Origin of the sequence: Streptomyces sp. NPDC059037 (genome assembly GCF_042740015.1) — a bacterium.
GTDB lineage: Bacteria > Actinomycetota > Actinomycetes > Streptomycetales > Streptomycetaceae > Streptomyces.
The window spans coordinates 8,086-21,934 of the sequence record NZ_JBHYIG010000094.1 but is presented as its reverse complement, the minus strand read 5'-3'; the positions used below and the strand labels follow the sequence as shown (position 1 = coordinate 21,934).

The 13,849-nt window shown below is 72.1% G+C and carries 13 protein-coding genes and 1 pseudogene; 9 read left to right on the top strand and 5 right to left on the bottom strand.

Annotation, left to right across the window (positions count from 1 at the left end; translation table 11 throughout):
- Positions 1 to 604, top strand: a 604-nt coding sequence (locus ACFWY6_RS20655; protein ID WP_384692262.1) for a hypothetical protein, incomplete at its 5' end; no start/stop codon positions are given.
- A gap of 60 nt (positions 605 to 664) precedes the next feature.
- On the opposite strand, the gene ACFWY6_RS20650 is transcribed toward ACFWY6_RS20655, so the two are convergent.
- Together ACFWY6_RS20650 and ACFWY6_RS20645 are read right to left on the bottom strand one after the other, a co-directional pair.
- Entirely contained in the window at positions 665 to 1,072 is a 408-nt protein-coding gene (locus ACFWY6_RS20650) for a CoA-binding protein (RefSeq protein WP_384692279.1), read from the bottom strand.
- 45 nt (positions 1,073 to 1,117) lie between these two features.
- Positions 1,118 to 1,693 (bottom strand): TerD family protein, encoded by a 576-nt coding sequence (locus tag ACFWY6_RS20645; protein WP_384692259.1) that lies wholly within the window; start codon positions 1,691 to 1,693, stop codon positions 1,118 to 1,120.
- A 197-nt stretch (positions 1,694 to 1,890) separates the two neighbouring features.
- Between ACFWY6_RS20645 and ACFWY6_RS20640 the strand changes: the two are divergent.
- Together ACFWY6_RS20640 and ACFWY6_RS20635 are read left to right on the top strand one after the other, a co-directional pair.
- Positions 1,891 to 2,283: pseudogene (locus ACFWY6_RS20640) on the top strand (BlaI/MecI/CopY family transcriptional regulator); the annotation flags it as partial.
- A gap of 532 nt (positions 2,284 to 2,815) precedes the next feature.
- The gene (locus ACFWY6_RS20635; protein ID WP_384692257.1) at positions 2,816 to 3,796 is read left to right on the top strand and encodes a M56 family metallopeptidase; all 981 of its coding nucleotides are present in this window, start codon (positions 2,816 to 2,818) and stop codon (positions 3,794 to 3,796) included.
- Positions 3,797 to 3,812: 16 nt separating this feature from the next.
- Here ACFWY6_RS20635 and ACFWY6_RS20630 read toward each other — a convergent pair whose 3' ends face one another.
- Complete coding sequence (locus ACFWY6_RS20630) at positions 3,813 to 4,268, bottom strand: tellurite resistance TerB family protein (RefSeq protein WP_384692253.1); 456 nt, start codon at positions 4,266 to 4,268, stop codon at positions 3,813 to 3,815.
- A gap of 140 nt (positions 4,269 to 4,408) precedes the next feature.
- Here ACFWY6_RS20630 and ACFWY6_RS20625 point away from each other — a divergent pair, with 140 nt between their 5' ends.
- Positions 4,409 to 5,089, top strand: coding sequence for a transcriptional regulator (locus tag ACFWY6_RS20625; RefSeq protein WP_384692251.1), 681 nt, complete (start codon positions 4,409 to 4,411; stop codon positions 5,087 to 5,089).
- Between the two features lie 33 nt (positions 5,090 to 5,122).
- Here ACFWY6_RS20625 and ACFWY6_RS20620 read toward each other — a convergent pair whose 3' ends face one another.
- Positions 5,123 to 5,767, bottom strand: coding sequence for a TetR/AcrR family transcriptional regulator (locus ACFWY6_RS20620; protein WP_384692249.1), 645 nt, complete (start codon positions 5,765 to 5,767; stop codon positions 5,123 to 5,125).
- Between the two features lie 126 nt (positions 5,768 to 5,893).
- On the opposite strand from ACFWY6_RS20620, the gene ACFWY6_RS20615 reads away from it, so the two are divergent.
- Together ACFWY6_RS20615 and ACFWY6_RS20610 are read left to right on the top strand one after the other, a co-directional pair.
- Positions 5,894 to 7,369, top strand: coding sequence for an APC family permease (locus tag ACFWY6_RS20615; protein WP_384692248.1), 1,476 nt, complete (start codon positions 5,894 to 5,896; stop codon positions 7,367 to 7,369).
- Complete coding sequence (locus ACFWY6_RS20610) at positions 7,366 to 9,069, top strand: amidohydrolase (RefSeq protein ID WP_384692246.1); 1,704 nt, start codon at positions 7,366 to 7,368, stop codon at positions 9,067 to 9,069. The genes ACFWY6_RS20615 and ACFWY6_RS20610 overlap by 4 nt, the downstream gene beginning before the upstream one ends.
- Here ACFWY6_RS20610 and ACFWY6_RS20605 read toward each other — a convergent pair.
- Entirely contained in the window at positions 9,044 to 9,724 is a 681-nt protein-coding gene (locus ACFWY6_RS20605) for a 4'-phosphopantetheinyl transferase (RefSeq protein WP_384692276.1), read from the bottom strand. The genes ACFWY6_RS20610 and ACFWY6_RS20605 overlap by 26 nt on opposite strands.
- 157 nt (positions 9,725 to 9,881) lie before the next feature.
- On the opposite strand from ACFWY6_RS20605, the gene ACFWY6_RS20600 reads away from it, so the two are divergent.
- The 3 genes from ACFWY6_RS20600 to ACFWY6_RS20590 all read left to right on the top strand — a co-directional run.
- Positions 9,882 to 10,508, top strand: a complete 627-nt coding sequence (locus tag ACFWY6_RS20600; protein ID WP_384692244.1) for a YigZ family protein — start codon at positions 9,882 to 9,884, stop codon at positions 10,506 to 10,508.
- A gap of 69 nt (positions 10,509 to 10,577) precedes the next feature.
- Entirely contained in the window at positions 10,578 to 12,950 is a 2,373-nt protein-coding gene (locus ACFWY6_RS20595) for an FHA domain-containing protein (RefSeq protein ID WP_384692241.1), read from the top strand.
- Between the two features lie 14 nt (positions 12,951 to 12,964).
- On the top strand, positions 12,965 to 13,849 hold an 885-nt coding region (locus tag ACFWY6_RS20590), incomplete at its 3' end, for a hypothetical protein (protein WP_384692239.1).

Sequence of the window (13,849 nt, the reverse complement as noted above, 5' to 3'; positions counted from 1 at the left end):
CGCTTGTTGTGCATGGGTGATGGTTACCAACGCCCTCGCGGGGGGCGTCGGGTTGGTGATCTGGGGCTGTTGGGGGGGGCCAACCGCCCCCCCCCACCCGGCCGCTCCCCCGGCCGGGCACTCCGCCAAGCGCCCGTCGGCCGACGCCACTTGGTGCACCGAGCAGGGTGGCGCCCCGCAGCAGCAGGTCCCGTACTACACCAAGACCGGAACCCAGATCGTGCAGCTCGGCGGCGAACGCGAGATGTGCGTCTTCACCGGCGAGGACGGCACGAAGATCACGATCGGCGCCGACACCCTGGCCGCCGACAAGCCGACCCTGGCCGCACTCGCCTACGTCCACAAGCCGGCCGACCCGGGCGGCCACCCGGGCAACCCGTCCATCGGCTACTGCAAGTCCATCAACGGCACAGCCATGTACGGCCCGAAAGCGACGGACGGTGGCGGCTGGGCCAAGAAGGGCGAGACCGACGCGGCCAAGGTCGTCTCCGCCTGCATGTTTGGCGACGGCTCGGTGATCGACGCCTGGGGCCTCAAGTACCACACGGGCGGCGTGATCCGCGGCGCGGACCTGACGAAGAAGTTCCGTGCGGACATCCCGTAGGAGGCGGGCGAGCCTCCCGGGCGCCACCGGAAGCGGCGGTGCGGCCGGGAGGCCCGTGGCCTAGCGCAGCATGGGCAGTTCGATCGCCGGGCAGCGGTCCATGACCATCTCAAGGCCCGCCGCCCGCGTCCGTTCGTACGCGGACTCGTCGATGACGCCCAGCTGGAACCAGACCGCCCGCGCGCCGATCTCGACGGCCTCGTCGGCGGCCTTGCCCGCCAGCCCGCTGTTCAGGAACACGTCGACGACGTCGATCTCGAAGGGCACGGCGGAGAGGGACGCGTAGCCCTTCTCGCCGTGCACCGTCTCGGCCTTCGGGTGGACGGGGACGATGCGCTTGCCGTACCGCTGCAGCACGCTCGCGACTCCGTACGCCGCTCGTTCCTGGTTCGAGGACAGGCCCACGACCGCCCAGGTGTCTCCGAGCTCCGTCAGTATCTTGCGCACTGTCGCCGGATCGCCGTACACGTCCTGCTCCTTCACCGATGGCCGGGTGACTACGGGATGCGTACGTCAGACATTGACGCCGAAGTCCGACGCGATGCCGCGCAGCCCACTGGCATAACCCTGGCCGACCGCGCGGAATTTCCACTCCTGGCCGTGGCGGTAGAGCTCGCCGAAGACCATGGCGGTCTCCGTGGACGCGTCCTCGGAGAGGTCGTAGCGGGCTATCTCCACGTTGTCCGCCTGGTTGACCACGCGGATGAACGCGTTGCGGACCTGGCCGAAGCTCTGGCCGCGGTTCTCGGCGTCGTGGATGGACACCGGGAAGACGATCTTCGTGATCGTGGCGGGGACCTGCGCGAGGTTCACCTTCACGGCCTCGTCGTCGCCCTCGCCCTCACCGGTGAGGTTGTCGCCGGTGTGCTCGACGGAACCGTCCGGGCTCGTGAGGTTGTTGTAGAAGATGAAGTGCTGGTCGGAGACGACCTTGCCCGACTCGTCGCAGAGCAGGGCGCTGGCATCCAGGTCGTAGTCCGTGCCGGTGGTCGTGCGGACGTCCCAGCCGAGACCGACCAGGACGGCGGTGAGGCCCGGTGCCTCCTTGCTGAGTGAGACGTTGCCGCCCTTGGCCAGGGAAACTCCCACGATGTCCTCCTGAGTCCTGAGGTGTAGTGCCGACCGGCCGTGGTCAGGGCCGGAGGGGTAAAATCTACAGCACTGTAGAAGCTCGCGGGGTGCCGCGTCCCGATACCGCGTCCCGTTACGATGTGGCGCTCCGTGAGGAGCCGTCAAGACAACCGTCGGCCGAGCCGTCGGGAACCGGCGTCGAGGAGGAGACGAGCATGGCGCAGCATGAGCGCGGGGAGCGGCGACCGCGTCTTCGGCGGCGCGCGCAGGGCGAGTTGGAGGCGCAGGTGCTTGCCGCGCTGCACGGTGCGCAGGGCCCCGTGAGCGCGGCCTGGGTCCAGGAGCGGATCGGCGGCGACCTCGCGTACACCACGGTGATGACGATCCTGACCCGCCTCCTCGCCAAGAACGCGGTGACCCGCGAACGCACGGGCCGCCACTTCACATGGACCTCGGCGGCCGACGAGGCGGGCCTCGCGGCGCTGCGCATGCGCAAGGTCCTCGACGGCGAACCCGACCGCGAGGCGGTACTCGCCAGCTTCGTCACCACGCTGTCGGCTGATGATGAGCAGGTGCTGCGGGGGTTGCTGGGGGCGGCGGGGGTGGATCTGGCTCGTGCCGTGGGTGCGGAAGCGGACCTTGTCGCGGGTGCAGGTGTGGCTGGTGGTGCGGGCTCGGATGTGGCTCGTGCTGTGGGGGCGGATGCGGCTCGTGTCGCGGGTGCGGGTGCGGGTGATGGCGCGGGCCAGGGTGCAGTCCGTGCCGCCGGGGCGGATGCGGCCCGTGCTGCGGGGGCGGGCGCGGCCCGTGCAGCGGGATCGGAAGCGGACCTTGTCGCGGGTGCGGGTGCGGGTGATAGCGCGGGCCCGGGTGCAGTCCGTGCGGTAGGGCCGGATGCGGTCCATGCTGCGGGGGCGGATGGGGCCCGTGCTGCGAGTGTGGCAGCGGGCCATGCCGCGGGTGCGGATGTGGAGCATGCCCCGGGTGCGGATGTGGCTGATGGTGTGGGCCCGGATGCAGTCCATTCCCCAGGCCCGGATGCAGCCCACGCCGCAGAGCCGGATGCGGACCGTGCCGCCCGGCCGGGCGGTGTCGGTGCCGGCGGGGCGGGCTCGGGGCGGGTGGAGGGCTGACGCGGGGATGGGGGTCTTTGTTTTTCTGCCGTTGGTGTTGCCCTTGAGCGCGTGGCCGATAGCGCGGCTTGCCGAGCAGCATCTGCATCCGCGCACCGCGACCCGGCTGCTCGGCGCCGTCGCCGGGGTGATGGCCGTCTGCAGCACGCTGTGCCTGGCCCTCCTGATGGTCGTGGGAACCGCCCAACTGCCGGGCAACCCGCTGCCGGACGGCTGGTCGGACCCCGAGGTGCGGGCTGCCGTGCCCTACGACGAGTTCGCGGGGAAGGCGGCGATTCCCGCGCTGATCGTCGTGTGCGTGGCCTGCTCGCGGGCGCTTTTGCGTCACTTCCGGGTCCGGCGGCGGAGCCTGCGGGCGCTTGGCGGGCTGCCGGATTCGCCGGTGGCCGTGCTGAACGACGATGTCCCGTACGCCTATGCCCTGCCCGGCGGACTCCGGGGCGGGCGGCGCGGCCGGATCGTGGTCAGCACGGGGCTTCTTGCCGGACTTCAACCGCCCGAGCGGCGCGCCCTGTTCGCCCACGAACGGGCCCATCTCGCCGCCCGGCACCACCGTTTCCTGCTGGCCGCCCAACTGGCCGCGCGCGCCAACCCGTTCCTGCGCCCGCTGCGCACCTCCCTGACCTTCACGACCGAACGGTGGGCCGACGAGGACGCGGCCCGCGCCGTGCGGGACCGCACGGTCGTCGCGCGCGCCATCGGCAAGGCGGCGCTGGCGTCCGGGGCGGGATCCGGGGCGGGTGCGACTCCGGCGCCGACGCTCGCGGGGCTCGCCGCGCCGGGACCCGTGCCGCGCCGGGTCGCCGCGCTCCTCGCGCCCGCGCCCACCGCGCGGATCCGGCCCGCGATGTTCACAGGGGTCACCGGGTTCACCGGCGTGGGGCTCGCGCTGTCGTGTGCCGCCGCGGGGACCGTCGTATCCGCGATGTCATCGGCGAACTCCGCCGTCACGATGGTCCTGATCCTCCGGGCGGCCACGCCACTGTGACCGGCAGCCGGGCCCGCTAGAGGTCGAACTCGTGCGGCGGCAGGTCGAGCGCGAAGCACGCCTCCCGCACGACGGCCTGCTCGGTCTTGTCGAAGTCGCCGTCGGCGCCGCCGATGACGATGCCGATCTGGATCACGGCACGGGCCTCGGCGGGCTTCTTCTTCGCCTTGGCCACCTCCTGCAACACGCTGACCTTGCCGAACGCGAAGTCGGCCGTCAGCTTGGCGATGTTCTCGTCGAAGCGGCGCCGCAGGTCGTCGGCTTCGAAGTTCTGCAGTACGTCGTTGGTGGCGATGAGCTGGGCCACCCGCTGCCGCTCGGACGGATCGATGGAACCGTCGGCGGCCGCGACCAGGGCGCACATCGCCATGCTGGAGTCACGGAAGGCGCCGCTCTTCAGGTCGTTCTTCTTCGCCATGAGCTGGGTCTGCATCGTCGATGCGGATTCCTTGACGCGGTCCCAGAGGGCCATGAGAACTCCATACGTTGTCTTACGTTGCCGAGATCCCGGCCCGTTGTGTTGTCGGGCCGGCGCCTCGCTTGTTTCTACAGCAATGTAGAAACTAACAGAGGTGCCGAGAAGTTCCGCCGAACCCCCCAGGAGGCCGGACCATGACGCGGACAGCACAGGAACTGCTCGATGCCGTACGGGCGGAGCTCGCACCGGACCCGTCGGCCAACCCGCTCGTGCCGAGGCTCGCCGACGGCTCCGCCGACCCCTCCGTGATCACCGCTCTCGCTCTGGAGCAGCGCTCCGTGATCCCCGCCGACCGCCGCTCCTTCGCGCATCTGGCCGCACGCTCGGCCGCCGCGGGCGCACCCGGGTGCGCGGACTTCTTCCGCGGTCTCACCGAAGGCGAGACGCTCGCCTTCGACCGGCTCGGCGCGCTCGTCACGGCCTGCGGCGTGGACAAGGCCGCCGCGGAGGCCTATGAGCCGCAGGCCGGCTGCCAGGCCTATCCGGCGTACGTCGCCTGGCTCGCCCTCAACGGCGAACCCGTCGACGTGGTCCTCGCCCTCACCGCCAACTTCGCCGCCTGGGGCGGCTATTGCGCCACCCTCGCCCGGGCGCTGCCGGCCCACTACGGCTTGAGCGACGAGGCGTGCGCGTTCTTCGCCTTCTTCGCCGAGCCCGCGCCCGACCTCGAACGGCAGGCCCTCGCGGCGGTGCAGGAAGGCCTCGACCGCGGCCCGGGGGTGACGGGCCGGGCCCTGCGCCACGGGAAGCTGCTCCAGCGCTACGAGGCGATGTTCTGGGCGACGCTCGCCACCCCGGCAGACGGCGCCCGCTGACCCCTGCCCCCCCCCCCCGCCCGCGAACTTCCCCTACTCCCCGCGAACCTCCGCGAGTTGGGCCACCAGCCCCCGGATCAGCGCGTCGAGCCCCGACGCGAACGCCTCGTCGGCCCGCCCCGCCTTGCTGCCGCCGACGGCGCTCTCCAGCGCGGCCGCGAGGACGGGGACCCGGGGCGCGTGTCCGGCCGGGTCGATCATCAGCGGGGGTGCGACCAGGTCCAGGGCGGAACCGAGCAGGAACGACTCGACGCTGGTCAGCGTCGCGACGAGGCGATCCTGCGGCCAGCCGCCGCGGGCGAGGGCGGTGACCACCGCCTCGTACATCGTCAGAGTGGCCGGTGAGCTGATGGTCGTCGTGGCGAGCAGGTCGATCGAGTTCGGATGGCGCGCGAACGCGTCGCGATAGGAACGCGCCCAGGCCGCAAGGGCGTCGGGCCAGGGCAGCGTGTCGAAGGCGGAGACGTCCATCTCCTCGACCACCAGGCGGCGTACGCCCTCGATGACCTCCGCGCGGCCGTCCAGATGGTTGTACAGCGAGGCGGTCTTCACGCCGAGCCGCGCGGCGAGCCGGGGCAGGCTGAACGCGTCGGCGCCCTCCGCGTCGATCAGGGCAAGGCCCTCCCGCGCGATGAGTTCCGCGCTGAGCACCGGTATGCGAGGTCGCCCTCTGCTCATGGTCTGGTGACTCCCGTCTGCGGATGCGGTCTTCACAGTGGCCCGTGTGCAGAGTACGGTCCTGCCCAGCCCCAACTAAAGGCTTTAGTTTACGTCTCTCCGGAACCTGAACTCGGGAGTACGCGCGTGACCGCACCCACCCCCAGGTCCACGGCGCCACCGTCATCCGACCCCACCGTCAAGGGGCTGAGCGGCGGCGCCGTCGGCACCGGTGACCTGGTCTTCTTCGTCGTGGCCGCCGCCGCGCCGCTGACCGTGATGGCGGGCGTGGCCCCGCTGGCGATCGCCATGGCCGGCGAGGCGGCGCCGCTCGGCTATCTGACATCGGGGCTGCTGCTCATCGTCTTCGCGGCAGGCTTCACCGCGATGAGCCGTTTCGTGCGCAACGCCGGTGCCTTCTACGCCTACATCGGCCGGGGGCTCGGCCGCCCCACGGGAGCCGGTTCGGCCTACGTCGCGCTCTTCTCGTACAACGCCATCGAGGCCGGACTGCTCGTCGCCTTCGGCTGGTTCACCGAGTCGGGGTTCGCGGACCTGACGGGCATTCATGTCGCCTGGTGGATATGGGCGTTGGGGGGACTCGTCGCCATCGGCGTGCTCGGATATCTGAAGGTGACGCTGAGCGCCAAGGTCCTCGGCGTGGCCCTCGTGCTCGAAGTCCTCGTGCTGCTGGTCTTCGAGGCGGGGGTGCTCGCGCACGGCGGCGGTCCGCGAGGTCTCGACCCCGGCACGCTCTCGCCCGAGCAGCTGGGCGCAGCGGGCGTGGGCGGCATGTTCGTGCTCGCCATCGGCGCCTTCGTCGGATTCGAGGCGACGGCGATCTACGCGGAGGAGGCGCGGGAGCCGGGGCGCACGGTGCCGCGCGCCACGTACATCGCTGTCGCGTTCCTCGCGCTCTTCTACACCTGCACGGTCTGGATGATCATCAACGCGTACGGCTCCGACCGGGCGCAGGCGGTCGCCGAAGGCGAGGGTGGCGCCGACATGGTCTTCACGGCCACCGAGCGGTTCGCGGGGGCCTGGGCCGCCGACTCCATGCACGTACTGATCATCACCAGCGCCTTCGCGGCAACCCTCGCCTTCCACAACGGCGCCGCCCGCTACTTCTACGCCCTGGGCCGCGAAGGCCTGCTGCCGCGCCGCCTGGGCACCGTGTCCGCGAAGACGCGCGCGCCCGCCGCCGCGGTCGTGGTCCAGTCGGCACTCGCGCTCTCCGTGGTCGTCGTGACCATGGTCAGCGGCGCCGATCCGTACACCGTCACGTTTCTGTGGAGCAACGGCTCCGGCATCCTCGGCGTGATGCTGATGCAGGCGCTCGCCGCGCTCGCGGTGTACGGCTTCTTCCGCCGCGATCGCAGGGGCATGCCCGCCTGGCGGGTGATCGCCGCACCGCTTGTCGCGTGCGCGGGACTTGCCGTGCTGATCGTGCTCGTCTGCGCCAACCTGGACCTCCTGACAGGGGCTTCGGGCGGCGTGAACGTGGCGCTGATCGCGCCGCTGCCCGCGCTGTTCGTGGCGGGCGCGGTGCTCGCGCTGCGCATCGGACGGCGCGATCCACGGGCGTACGAACGACTGACCACGGTGGACGCGGAGAACGTGTGACGGGGCAGGACAAGGACGAGCGTGTGATGGAGGGGAACAACCGCATGGTGAAGGCAGTGACGACGAGGGTCTTCCTCGGGGCGGTCCGCACGGGGAGCGAGACCTACGGGGACACCACGGCGCTCGCCGTGCGCGACGGCCGTGTCGTCGCGCTCGGGGGCGAGGCCCGCGCGCTGGCCGAAGTGGCCGACGAGGTCGTCGAGTTGGGGGACGGGCTGCTGCTGCCCGCCTTCGGGGACGGCCACGCGCACCCGCTCTTCGGCGGCCTGGAGAGCTTCGGGCCGCGGATCAAGGGCCTGGCATCGGTCGACGCGATCGTCGCGGAGGTCGGCCGGTGGGCCGCCGAACACCCGGATGCGGAGTGGATCGTCGGCGCTTCCTACGATCCGGCGCTCGCCCCCGACGGGGAGTTCGACGCCCGCTGGCTCGACGCGGCCGTGTCCGAACGGCCCGTCGCGCTGCGCGCCGACGACTACCACACGGTGTGGTGCAACACGGAGGCGCTGCGCAGGGCCGGGGTGCGCGACACGACCCCGGACCCCCGCCTCGGCTGGATCGTCCGGCGGCCCGACGGCTCTCCGCTGGGCACCCTGCGCGAGTGGCACGCCTGCGACCTGGTGCTCGACCAGGTGCCGTCACGTCACGAGGACGAACTGGTCGAAGCCCTGCGCCGAGCGGGCAGCGCGTACGCGAGCGCGGGCATCACCTGGGTCCAGGACGCCTGGGTCGAACCGGACATGGTGGACGCCTATCTCGCCGCGGCCCGGCGCGGCGCGCTCGGCTTCCGAGCCGACCTGGCCCAGCGCGCGGACCCCGACCGGTGGCGGGAGCAGCGCAAGCCGTTCGACGCGGCCCGCGCGCGGGTCGCGGCCGAAGGCGGCCCGCTGCTGTCCGCGCGGACGGTCAAGTTCTTCAGCGACGGGGTCATCGAGGGCGGTACGGCCGCCATGCTCACCCCGTACCTGGACGCGCCGCACAGCTGCGGCATGCCCGTCTGGGAGCCGAAGCAACTCGCCGAAGCGGTGCGGGAGTTCGACGCCGACGGCTTCCAGACGCACATCCACGCCATCGGGGACGCGGGTGTACGGGCCGCGCTCGACGCGGTGGAATCCGCGATCCGGGCCAACCCCGCCTGGGACCGCAGGCCCGTGATCACCCACGTCCAGGTCGTCGACCCCGCCGATCTGCCGCGGTTCGCCGCGCTCGGCGTGATCGCCAACTTCGAACCCCTGTGGGCGCAGCCCGACCCGCTGCAGACCGAGCTCTCGCTGCCCCGGATCGGCGTCGAGCGCTCCGATCTGCAGTACCCGATGGGGCAGTTGGCTCGCGACGGCGTGCGGCTGTCCTTCGGCAGCGACTGGCCCGTGAGTTCGCACGAGCCCCTGGAGGGCATCCAAGTCGCCGTCACCAGGCGGACGTTCGACGGGGAGCCGCCGGAAGGCTGGACCCCGCACCAGCGGCTGACCGTCGAGCAGGCGCTCGCGGCGGCCACCAGCGGCGTCGCCCACCAGGCGGGCGCCGACGACCGGCTCGCCCTGGAGCCCGGCGCGCCCGCGGACCTGGTCCTGCTCTCCGCGGACCCGCGCACCGTCGACCCGATGGCGATCCGGCAGGTGCGGGTGCTCGGCACCTGGCTGGCGGGGACGGCCACCTACCGGGCGGGGGCCGGGACGGCTACGTACCGGGCGGGGGAGGGGTGACGGGCAGGACGATGGCGGTGACGGCGATCCCGTCGCGTATCAGCCAGCGCCCGGAGAAGCCGGTGACCTCCTCGCCCGCGACCGTCGGCCCCGGCACGAGGAGCGCCGCGGTGAACGTGCCGTCCGGTGCGAGCTCCACCCGGGCGTCCTCGAAGCCCAGCCAGCGCCCGGTGAGCGGGAACCACGTCTTGTAGACGGACTCCTTGGCGCTGAAGACGAGCCGGTCCCAGGGCACGTCCGGATGGAGCACACCGAGACCCGCGAGGGCCGCGCGCTCCGTCTCGTCGGTGACCAGCCTCAGCACATCGGGGTCGGCGAGCGGGGCAGCCGGCTCCGCGTCGATGCCGACCGATGTGACCTGCGCGGCGCGGGCCACCACGGCGGCGCGGTAGCCCGCGCAGTGCGTCATGCTGCCGACGATGCCGTCGGGCCAGCCGGGCGCGCCCTTGGGTCCCGGCAGGATCGGCACGGGCGGCACCCCGAGGCCGGCGAGCGCCTGGCGGGCGCACTGCCGGACCGTGGCGAACTCGCGGCGCCGTTTCTCCACGGCCTTCGCCACGGCGTCCGCCTCCTCGGGGAAGAGGAACGGATCCGCGGGGTCCTCGCGGGTCTCCACGACGGTGACCGGCGCCGCCGCGAGCAGCGACTCCAACACGTCGATACCGCCGGGGACTTGAGGCACGCTCTGGGTAGATGACGTCACAACGGATCACCGTACCGGGGTCGCGGCCCGAACGGGGGCGCGGATCCCGGGGCGGACGGCCACGGCATCCGCGGTCGGCCCGTCCGGGGCGAGCGCCTACCCTGGCACGATGCAGGACGAGTACCGCACAGTGGCCCGCGAGGCCGTGCACGAGACCGAGATCAACCACTCGCGCTTCCTGTGCGCGCTCGCGCCGGCGGCCACCGAGGCCCAGGCGCAGGACTTCGTCGCGCGGATCCGCAAGGAGCACCCGTCGGCGTCCCACAACTGCTTCGCGTACGTCATCGGGGCCGACGCAGGGGTGCAGAAGGCCAGTGACGACGGGGAGCCCGGCGGCACGGCGGGTGTGCCGATGCTGCAGATGCTGCTGCGCCGCGACATGCGCTACGTGGTCGCGGTCGTGACCCGCTACTACGGCGGGGTCAAGCTCGGCGCCGGCGGTCTGATCAGGGCCTACGGCGGGGCGGTGGGCGAGGCCCTGGACGCGGTCGGCACGCTGACCCGCAGACGCTTCCGGCTCGCCACCGTCACCGTCGACCACCAGCGCGCGGGCAAGATCCAGAACGATCTGCGGTCGGCGGGACGCGACGTGCGCGATGTGCGCTACGGCGACGCGGTGGCCATCGAGATCGGGCTCCCCGAGTCCGACGTCGAGACCTTCCGGGCCTGGCTGGCGGACGCGACCGCGGGCAGCGCTTCGTTCGAGCTCGGGGGAGAGGCGTACGGCGACGCCTGAGGGGCGGCGGGGGCTCGGCTTCCTGGCCGCGCACAGGCGTGAACATGCCCGAATAGGTAGAATTCGGGCATGGGAGAGCGGTCCGTCACCCCGACTGCGCCCGAACTCGTCCTCGAGACCGACACCGGCTCCACGGTGATGAGTCCGAGCCGGGACTATCACGTGGGCCGCGACCCGCTGAGCGACATCTTCATCGACGACGCCCGCGTCTCGTGGCACCACGCGGTCCTGCACGCCGAGCGCGACCACTGGATGATCGAGGACGAGCACAGCACGAACGGCACGTACGCCGACGGGCATCGCATCCACGAGTGGGGCGTCGGCCCCGGCAGCGTCATCCACTTCGGCAATCTCGCCGACGGACCGCGCGCGGTCCTCGTCGGCCGCGAGCCGCCCGCCCCCGCCGCTCCCGCGGCCCCCGAGCGTCCCTCTGCCGTCCGTACGCCGTCGGCCACCGGCACCTTCCGGCAGCCGACCACCGTGCGCCCGCTGCCCGCCCGCACCGTCCGCATCGGCCGCGCCCACGAAAACGACCTGGTCATCGACGACCTGATCGTCTCGCGCCGGCACGCGGAACTGCGGGTCCTGCCGGACGGCACGTACGAGATCGCCGACCTCGGCAGCCACAACGGCACCTACCTCAACGGCCAGCCGGTCGCCCGCGCCCCGGTCGTCCAGGGCGACATCATCGGCGTGGGCCACAGCGCGTACTGCCTCATGGGCGACGAACTGCAGGAGTTCGTCGACACCGGCGAGGTGTCGCTCGACGTGCAGGAGCTGACGGTCGTCGTCGACAAGGGCCGCAAGCGGCTGCTCGACAAGATCTCGTTCCCCGTCGGCGAGAAGTGCCTGCTCGGCGTCGTCGGCCCGAGCGGCGCGGGCAAGTCCACCCTGCTCAACGCCCTCACCGGCCTGCGCCCCGCCGACGAGGGCACCGTCCTCTACGACGGCCGCGACCTCTACCGCGACTACGCCGAGCTGCGCAGGCGCATCGGTCTCGTGCCGCAGGACGACATCCTGCACTCCCAGCTCACCGTGCGCCGTGCCCTTGGCTACGCCGCCGAACTGCGCTTCCCGCAGGACACCGAGAAGGCGGAGCGCCGGGCCAGGGTCGACGAGGTCATCGGTGAACTGGGTCTTGAGGAGCGCGTCGACCAGCCCATCCACAGCCTCTCCGGCGGGCAGCGCAAGCGGGTGAGCGTCGCGCTGGAACTCCTGACTAAACCGTCCCTGCTCTTCCTCGACGAGCCGACGTCGGGACTCGACCCCGGCATGGACCGCTCGGTCATGCACATGCTGCGCGGCCTCGCCGACGACGGCCGTACCGTCATCGTCGTCACGCACAGCGTGCTCAGCCTCGATGTGTGCGACCGGCTCCTCGTGCTCGCCGCGGGCGGCCGCATCGCCTACTACGGGCCGCCCCGCGACTCGCTGCCGTTCTTCGGCTTCGGGGAGTGGCCGGAGGCGTTCGAGGCCTTCGAGGGGGATCACGAACGGGACTGGGCCGGGGACTACCGCAGTTCGCCGTTCCATCAGCAGTACATCGTCAACTCCTCCGCGCAGCCGTATCAGGAGCAGGCGCGGGGCGGCGAGGCCCCGGGTGTCGCCTTCGCGGCGCCGCCGAAGGCGCAGAGCTGGGGTTCTCAACTGCGTACGCTGGTGCGGCGCTACGCGGCCGCGCTTGGCGCCGACCGGACGTTCCTCGCGATCATGATCGCGCTGCCGTTCGTGATGGGCGCGATGGCCCGCGCGCTCGCCGGCGGCAAGCTGACCCAGGAAACGGCGATGAACGCGCTGCTGATCCTCTGCGTCGGCGGAGTCCTGACCGGCGCGGCCAATGCCGTACGGGAACTGGTCAAGGAGCGCGTCATCTACCGGCGCGAACGGGCCGTGGGGCTCTCCAGATCGGCGTACCTGATGTCCAAGGTCGTCGTGCTCGGCACGATCACGGTGCTGCAGGCCGTCGTGCTGACCCTGGTCGCCCTGCTCGGCGTCGACCTCAACGCACCCGGCGGCGAAGGCGTGTTGATGCCACCCCTTGTCGAGATCACGCTGGCCGTCGCCCTGTTGTCGTTCACGGCCATGATGCTCGGGCTCCTCGTCTCGGCGCTGGTGCGCAAGGAGGAGGTGACGATGCCGCTGCTCGTGCTCCTCGCCATCGTCCAAGTCGTGTTCTGCGGGGCCCTCCTGAAGCTGCACGGCGTGCCCGGGGTCGAGCAGCTCGCGTGGCTCGTGCCGTCGCGCTGGGCGCTCGGCGCGATGGCGGGCACGATCGGCCTCGGCAGGATCGTGCCGGGTGACCTGACCACCGATCCGCTGTTCCGGCACTCCACGAGCATGTGGCTGATCAACATGGGGATGCTGGTGGTCCTCTCCGTCGTGTTCGGGTTTGTGGTCGCCAGGCTGCTGCGCCGGCACGAACCCGCCGTCATGCGGAAGTAGGAGGAGTACATCCGATGCCCACCCCCGTGGACTTCCGCCCCACCCACGTCGTCCCCCAGGACGGTCTTCCCGCCTGGGAGACACCGGACGTGAACCGGCCCACGACCCCGCTGGACGCGCTGCTGCCCGTCCAACTGGTCGACCGGCTCGGCGACTGGGGGCAGGTCGTCTGCGCCAACGGCTGGTCGGCCTGGGTCGACGGCAGGCTCCTCGTCTCCGTCCCGAGCGCCCCGCCCGCCGCGGGCCACGCCCTGACCCGCACGGCGGACCCGCGCCCGCTGCTCGCCCGGGCGGAGGACGCGCTGGGCCGCTACCGGCGCGCGGCGGAGGAGCTCGCGGGCGGCGCCGGCGACGGCGAGACCTTCCGGGCCAGGACCCACGGCTTGCGCGTGGGCATGGTCGTGGACGGCGAATCGGTCTGGCTGTACGACGCCGAGCACGAGCGGTGGGTGTACTGCGACGGCACCCGCCTGAGCACGTTCGCCGCGGAGGGCGGGCCGAGTGTCCATGGTGGTGGGCCGGGTGCCGGCGGCGGTGGGGAGGGCGGAGCGAGCGTCCGGGGTGGTGCGGCGGCTGGGCCGAGTGCCCGCGGTGGTGCGGCGGCTGGGCCGAGTGCCCGCGGTGGTGCGGAAGGCGGACCGCGCGGGCGGCCTGCGAACGGTGCTGGGCCGGGTCCGGAGCCGACGCGGGTGGTCGAGGCGGTGCGGCCGGGTGAGGTTCCGGGGCACGCCCCGCGTGGAGGAGTTCCGGATGGCTTGCCTGCGAACGGTGCTGGGCCGGGTCCGGAGCCGACGCGGGTGGTTGAGGCGGTGCGGCCGGGTGAGGTTCCGGGGCACGCCCCGCGTGGAGGAGTTCCGGATGGCTTGCCTGCGAACGGTGCTGGGCCGGGTCCGGAGCCG

What these genes read in the sequence shown, in the direction of transcription:
- ACFWY6_RS20635 (WP_384692257.1), top strand. Translation starts at nt 2,816, where the DNA reads ATGGGGGTCTTTGTTTTTCTGCCGTTGGTGTTGCCCTTGAGCGCGTGG.
- ACFWY6_RS20630 (WP_384692253.1), bottom strand. Translation starts at nt 4,268, where the DNA reads ATGGCCCTCTGGGACCGCGTCAAGGAATCCGCATCGACGATGCAGACC.
- ACFWY6_RS20625 (WP_384692251.1), top strand. Translation starts at nt 4,409, where the DNA reads ATGACGCGGACAGCACAGGAACTGCTCGATGCCGTACGGGCGGAGCTC.
- ACFWY6_RS20620 (WP_384692249.1), bottom strand. Translation starts at nt 5,767, where the DNA reads ATGAGCAGAGGGCGACCTCGCATACCGGTGCTCAGCGCGGAACTCATC.
- ACFWY6_RS20600 (WP_384692244.1), top strand. Translation starts at nt 9,882, where the DNA reads ATGCAGGACGAGTACCGCACAGTGGCCCGCGAGGCCGTGCACGAGACC.
- ACFWY6_RS20595 (WP_384692241.1), top strand. Translation starts at nt 10,578, where the DNA reads ATGGGAGAGCGGTCCGTCACCCCGACTGCGCCCGAACTCGTCCTCGAG.